The organism is Acetomicrobium mobile, assembly GCF_937920065.1.
This window is the reverse complement of sequence record NZ_CALETC010000150.1, coordinates 1-4,960: the sequence shown is the minus strand read 5'-3', so window position 1 is coordinate 4,960 and position 4,960 is coordinate 1. Positions and strand designations below refer to the sequence as shown.

Annotated in this window: 4 protein-coding genes; all 4 read left to right on the top strand. The window is 48.3% G+C overall.

The window, feature by feature from the left end; all coding sequences use genetic code 11:
• The coding region (locus Q7P41_RS05820; RefSeq protein WP_303882849.1) for a M20 family metallopeptidase at positions 1-1,081 on the top strand (1,081 nt) is incomplete at its 5' end.
• Between the two features lie 116 nt (positions 1,082-1,197).
• A complete protein-coding gene (locus Q7P41_RS05815; protein WP_303882848.1) occupies positions 1,198-2,211 on the top strand; it encodes an ABC transporter substrate-binding protein in 1,014 nt (337 codons plus the stop codon).
• Positions 2,195-3,877, top strand: coding sequence for an iron ABC transporter permease (locus Q7P41_RS05810; protein ID WP_303882847.1), 1,683 nt, complete (start codon positions 2,195-2,197; stop codon positions 3,875-3,877). Before Q7P41_RS05815 ends, Q7P41_RS05810 begins: the two co-directional genes overlap by 17 nt.
• A 7-nt stretch (positions 3,878-3,884) precedes the next feature.
• Positions 3,885-4,960 (top strand): ABC transporter ATP-binding protein (locus tag Q7P41_RS05805; protein WP_303882850.1); only part of this gene is annotated, 1,076 nt, incomplete at its 3' end.

Here is a 4,960-nt window from a genome sequence, read left to right as displayed (position 1 = left end):
AAAGCGCACACGCGATATGATAACAAGTTACCTCAAGAGCTTGGAAATACCTTATAAAACGTTTAACCACCATTATGGCGTCATTGGCCTGATAAGAGGAAAGGGCGGCTCGACCGTAGCCTTGCGCGCCGACATGGACGCCCTCCCCATCGAAGACAGGAAACACGTAGAATACGCCTCACAAAACAGGGGCGTTATGCATGCCTGTGGGCACGATGCCCACATGACGATATTGCTGGGAGCAGCGAGATTGCTAGCGGAAGACAAAAACTTGCTTCAAGGCAACGTTCTGCTGGTCTTTCAACCGGCTGAAGAAACAACAGGCGGGGCAAAACAGATGATAGAAGATGGTATTTTCGATGATAGCGTGAAGGCCATCTTTGGCCTTCACGTATCGAACGAGATACCGACCGGCAAAATCGGCATCAGATATGGCCAGATGAACGCTGCATCCGATATGCTAACGCTTAAAATCTTAGGCAAAAGTACTCACGGAGCATATCCCCATGAAGGTGTTGATGCCATAGTGATCGCGGGGCAAATGATTTGCGCCCTGCAAACGATAATAAGCAGGGCAACGGACCCCAGGGATTCGGCCGTGTTGACCTTTGGCACCATAAGGGGCGGCAGTCAAAACAACATCGTAGCCGATGAAGTAACGCTGACAGGAACCTTAAGGACTTTGTCACCAAGCACTCGTGAGGCTTTAAATGATAAGATAAGACAATATGTAGAATATATCCCCAAAGGCATGGGAGGCCGAGGAATTTTGGAAAGGATAAAAGGATACCCTGCGCTGACAAACCATCCTCAATGGGTGAAATTGATAATAAAAACGGCAACTTCTCTTCTCGGAAAGGACGCGATCCTTCAACTGGAAAAACCGAGCCTTGGAGTAGAAGATTTTGCTTATTTCCTCGAAAAAATACCGGGAGCTTTTTACCAACTGGGATGCCGCAACGAGGCAAAGGGAACAATCCATCCGGGCCATAACGATTTATTCGACATAGACGAAGATTGTCTTCCCATTGGAGCGTCTTTGCAAGCTGCTTGCGCTTTGGAAGCGCTTTCTTCATTTTAATGATCGACAAAATATGGCCAGAATTGCCCCATTTCAAAGGACATCTGGATATGGGCGCTTAGCCCCCTTTCATTTACATTAAAGTAGCGACAATAAAACATAAGGGGGATTACTGAATGAAAAGATGTGGATGGTGGAGCACAGTTGTCATCTTTGCCCTTTTAAGCTTATTTTTCGTGGCCGATTTTGCTCATGCGGAAAAAGAGCAGCTTAATGCCTATACCATATGGTCGGAGCGTTATGCCAATGCGATATTCACCGCCTTCACAAAAGATACGGGCATCAAGGTCAACTGGATGAGGTTTTCTTCAGGAGAAGTACAGGCAAGACTTGAGGCTGAAAAAAATAACCCTCAAGTTGACGTCGTGTTCGGCAATATGGCCGAGGCCTTTGTGGACGGCGTCCAAAAGGGACTTTTCGATCCTTACAAACCAAAGGGCGCGGAAAACATTCCCGATGCCTTCAAGGATCCTAAGGGATATTGGACCGGCGTCGCCATAGACCCGATTTGTTTCATGTTCAACACTAAATTCTTGAAAGATCACGACTTAAACCCGCCGACGTCCTGGCAGGATCTGCTAAATCCCACATATAAGGGACAACTTCAAATGGCCGATCCGAGGACTTCAGGCACAGGGATGTACAGGCTTCTAAGCGTCATACAGGCCATGGGAGAAGACGAAGCCTACAAATACGAAAAGGCCTTGAGCCAAAACGTTCAGGTTTACACTAAAAGCGGCGCGGGCGGAGCGCTCCCCATAGCCAGGGGACAGGCAGCGGGCGGCATATTCTTTCTGGTTGACGCCCTGGAGATGCAAAAAAAAGGCTACAACGTAACAATAAGCTATCCCAAAGAAGGCGTCGTCGCCGGCATCGAGGCAATGGGCTTGGTCAAAGGAGCTAAACATCCCGATCTTGCCAAGAAGTTTTTGGACTGGGCTTCCACCGAGAGGATGCAAAAATTATATGAGGAAAACGATATCAACTTGATACCGAGCAACCCCAACGTACCAGTTTTCGATCCGGCTTTGGATATATCAAAAATAAAAGTTTTACCTTTAGATGTCGAATGGGCGGGCAAAAATCGCGATCGCCTGGTCGAGCGATGGATAAATGAGGTCCTTCAGTAAAAATAAACGGCGTCAAAAGCCCGATACCGCGCTAGTGGCCTTGTGGCTTGGGATATGGATATTTTTAAGCGTGTTTGTCCTATACCCCTTAGCGCGGTTAATTTACGTGGTATTTTTTTCCGACGGCGGAGTGAGCTTAGCCGTTTTAAACAAGGTATTCAGCAGTTGGTACAACAGAAAGGCCTTCATAAACAGCCTGATTTTGGCTTCGGCAGTAGGAATTAGCGGAACCGCATTCGGTTTTTTATTCGCCTTCTCGGTCACGAGAATCAACTTGCCCAAAATCGTTAAGTGGTTTATAAGCGCCATCATCGTGCTTCCCTTCGTGTCTCCGCCTTTTACCAGCAGCATAGCTTTAACGATGGTACTGGGGCCAAACGGATTGCTGCTTAAACTACTTCACATACCGGATTTCAACATTTACGGATTCCTTGGGACCTGGATAGCAGAAACCTTGACCTATTTCCCCGTTGCGTTTCTAACGCTTACGGCGGTGCTTCAAGCGATAGACCCGAACCTAGAAGACGCGGCAATGAGCATGGGAAGCACCGCGTGGCATACTTTCTGTACGGTGACGTTGCCCTTGAGCATCCCGGGGCTTGCTAACGCGTTTTTGCTGCTTTTCGGGAGTTCCCTGGCGGATTTCGCCACTCCACTGGTCATGGCAGGTCACACCTTTCCCGTCTTGCCAACGCAAGCTTACATGCAGATAACGGGTATGTACGACATTCAAGGAGGGGCAGCCATTTCCTTTGTGTTGCTCGTTCCCGCCCTTATTGTGTACTTGCTGCAGCACTACTGGGTAGAAGGCCGTTATTACGTTACCGTATCAGGAAAAGCCGGCGCTCGCTCCAAGCCCAAGGGTGCCGGTACTATTGCCGAAGCTGTGATGTTGGCCGTCATTTCCTTCATTTCTTTGTTCATCATTTTCCTTTATTCCATAATATTTTTGGGATCCTTGGTCAAGGTCTGGGGAGTGGACAACAGCTTTACCCTGGAAAATTACATGTACGTCTTCACTGTAGGATGGAAGGCCGTAAAGGACACCGTTATGATAGCCCTTGTGTCAACCGGAATCGGCAGCGTGCTGGGCGTTGCAATAGGTTATCTCGTAAACAGAAAGGAATTGCCCGGGAGGAAGGCCTTGGAGTTTGTGTCTTTACTTAATTACGTACTGCCCGGAACGGTCATAGGCATCGCGTACGCCATAGCATTTAGCTCAGGCCCGATAGTATTGACTGGGACCATGACGATCATCGTAGCGCTTTGCGTATCGAGATATGACGCAACGGGAATCAGGGCTACGACAGCTACGTTAAAGCAAATAGATCCTTCATTAGAAGAGGCGTCGCTTAACTTGGGCGCTTCAAAACTGACTACATTCAGAAAGGTAACGGTGCCTTTGATTGCACCGGCGATAGCCACCGGGACGCGTTATTTATTCGTGGTCTCCATGACCGCGATAAGTGCTACGATATTTCTGGTCTCGGTGCGATGGAGCTTGCTGACCGTGCGGATACTTGAGTGCATCACGGAGCTGTTATTCGCACAGGCGGCGGCCTTTTCTGTGGTCCTGGTACTCATAGTCGCGCTAGCTATGTGGGCCATAAGGTTGCTTTTTAGCATGCTCTACCCTAATTATTTCAGGGAGCAAAGGGGGATATAAATTGACCGTGCCCATTTATCTAAAACATTTGACCAAAGTCTTTTACAGCAACGGAACTGCTCTTAAGGCGGTAGACGACGTCAACCTTCAAATCGAAGCAGGAGAATTGGTGACATTGCTTGGACCCTCGGGATGCGGAAAGACCACTATCCTGCGCATGATAGCCGGGTTTGAAACGCCGACGGAAGGACAAGTCTTCATTGGCAAACGTGACGTGACGGATATAGTAGCAAACAAACGTAACATAGGATATGTATTTCAAAACTACGCCTTATTTCCTCACATGACAGTATTTGACAACATCGCCTACGGGCTTAAGGTGAGAAAGTTACCAGCCTATGAAATCAAAAGACGCGTCACTGAAGCCCTTCAAATGGTGAGCTTAGAGGGTGTAGAAAACCGCTTCCCAAATCAACTGTCGGGCGGAGAACAACAAAGAGTTGCACTGGCACGGGTTTTGGTGATCAAACCTCAAGTGCTGCTCATGGACGAACCGTTGTCCAACCTCGATGCAAAACTTCGGATATACATGCGCGCCGAGATTCGCCAATTGCAAAAGAAGCTTGGCATCACTTGCATTTACGTGACCCACGATCAAAAAGAAGCCTTGGCGATGGCGGACAGGATCGCCGTCTTAAACGAGGGCAAAGTTGAACAAGTAGCAACGCCTTTCGAGCTTTACGCCAACCCGGCTTCCCTTTTTGTCGCCGACTTTATCGGCCAAGCCAATATCCTTAAAGGGAAAGCTTCTTCTATCAAAGGCGAACTCATGGATGTGCTTTTTCACGGAGTTACCTTTACCGTTCAAATTGACGCTCAAAGGCGTTTTAAATTTAACGTTGGAGACGAAGTCGCGTTGGTCGTCAGGCCTGAATCGATCAAGCTTGGCAATGTAGACAACAGGTCGCTAAAAGGCAAGGTAGTTAGCGCGGTATTCCTCGGAGACGAAATCGAATATGCCGTAGAAATAACGTCAGGCGATCTGATCCGCGTAACCGAACCTTACCGCAAAGATGCCCACCTTTACAGTGAAGGAGAAACCGTCGGACTCTACCTAGACCCCTTAGACATTAAGGCCTTGCC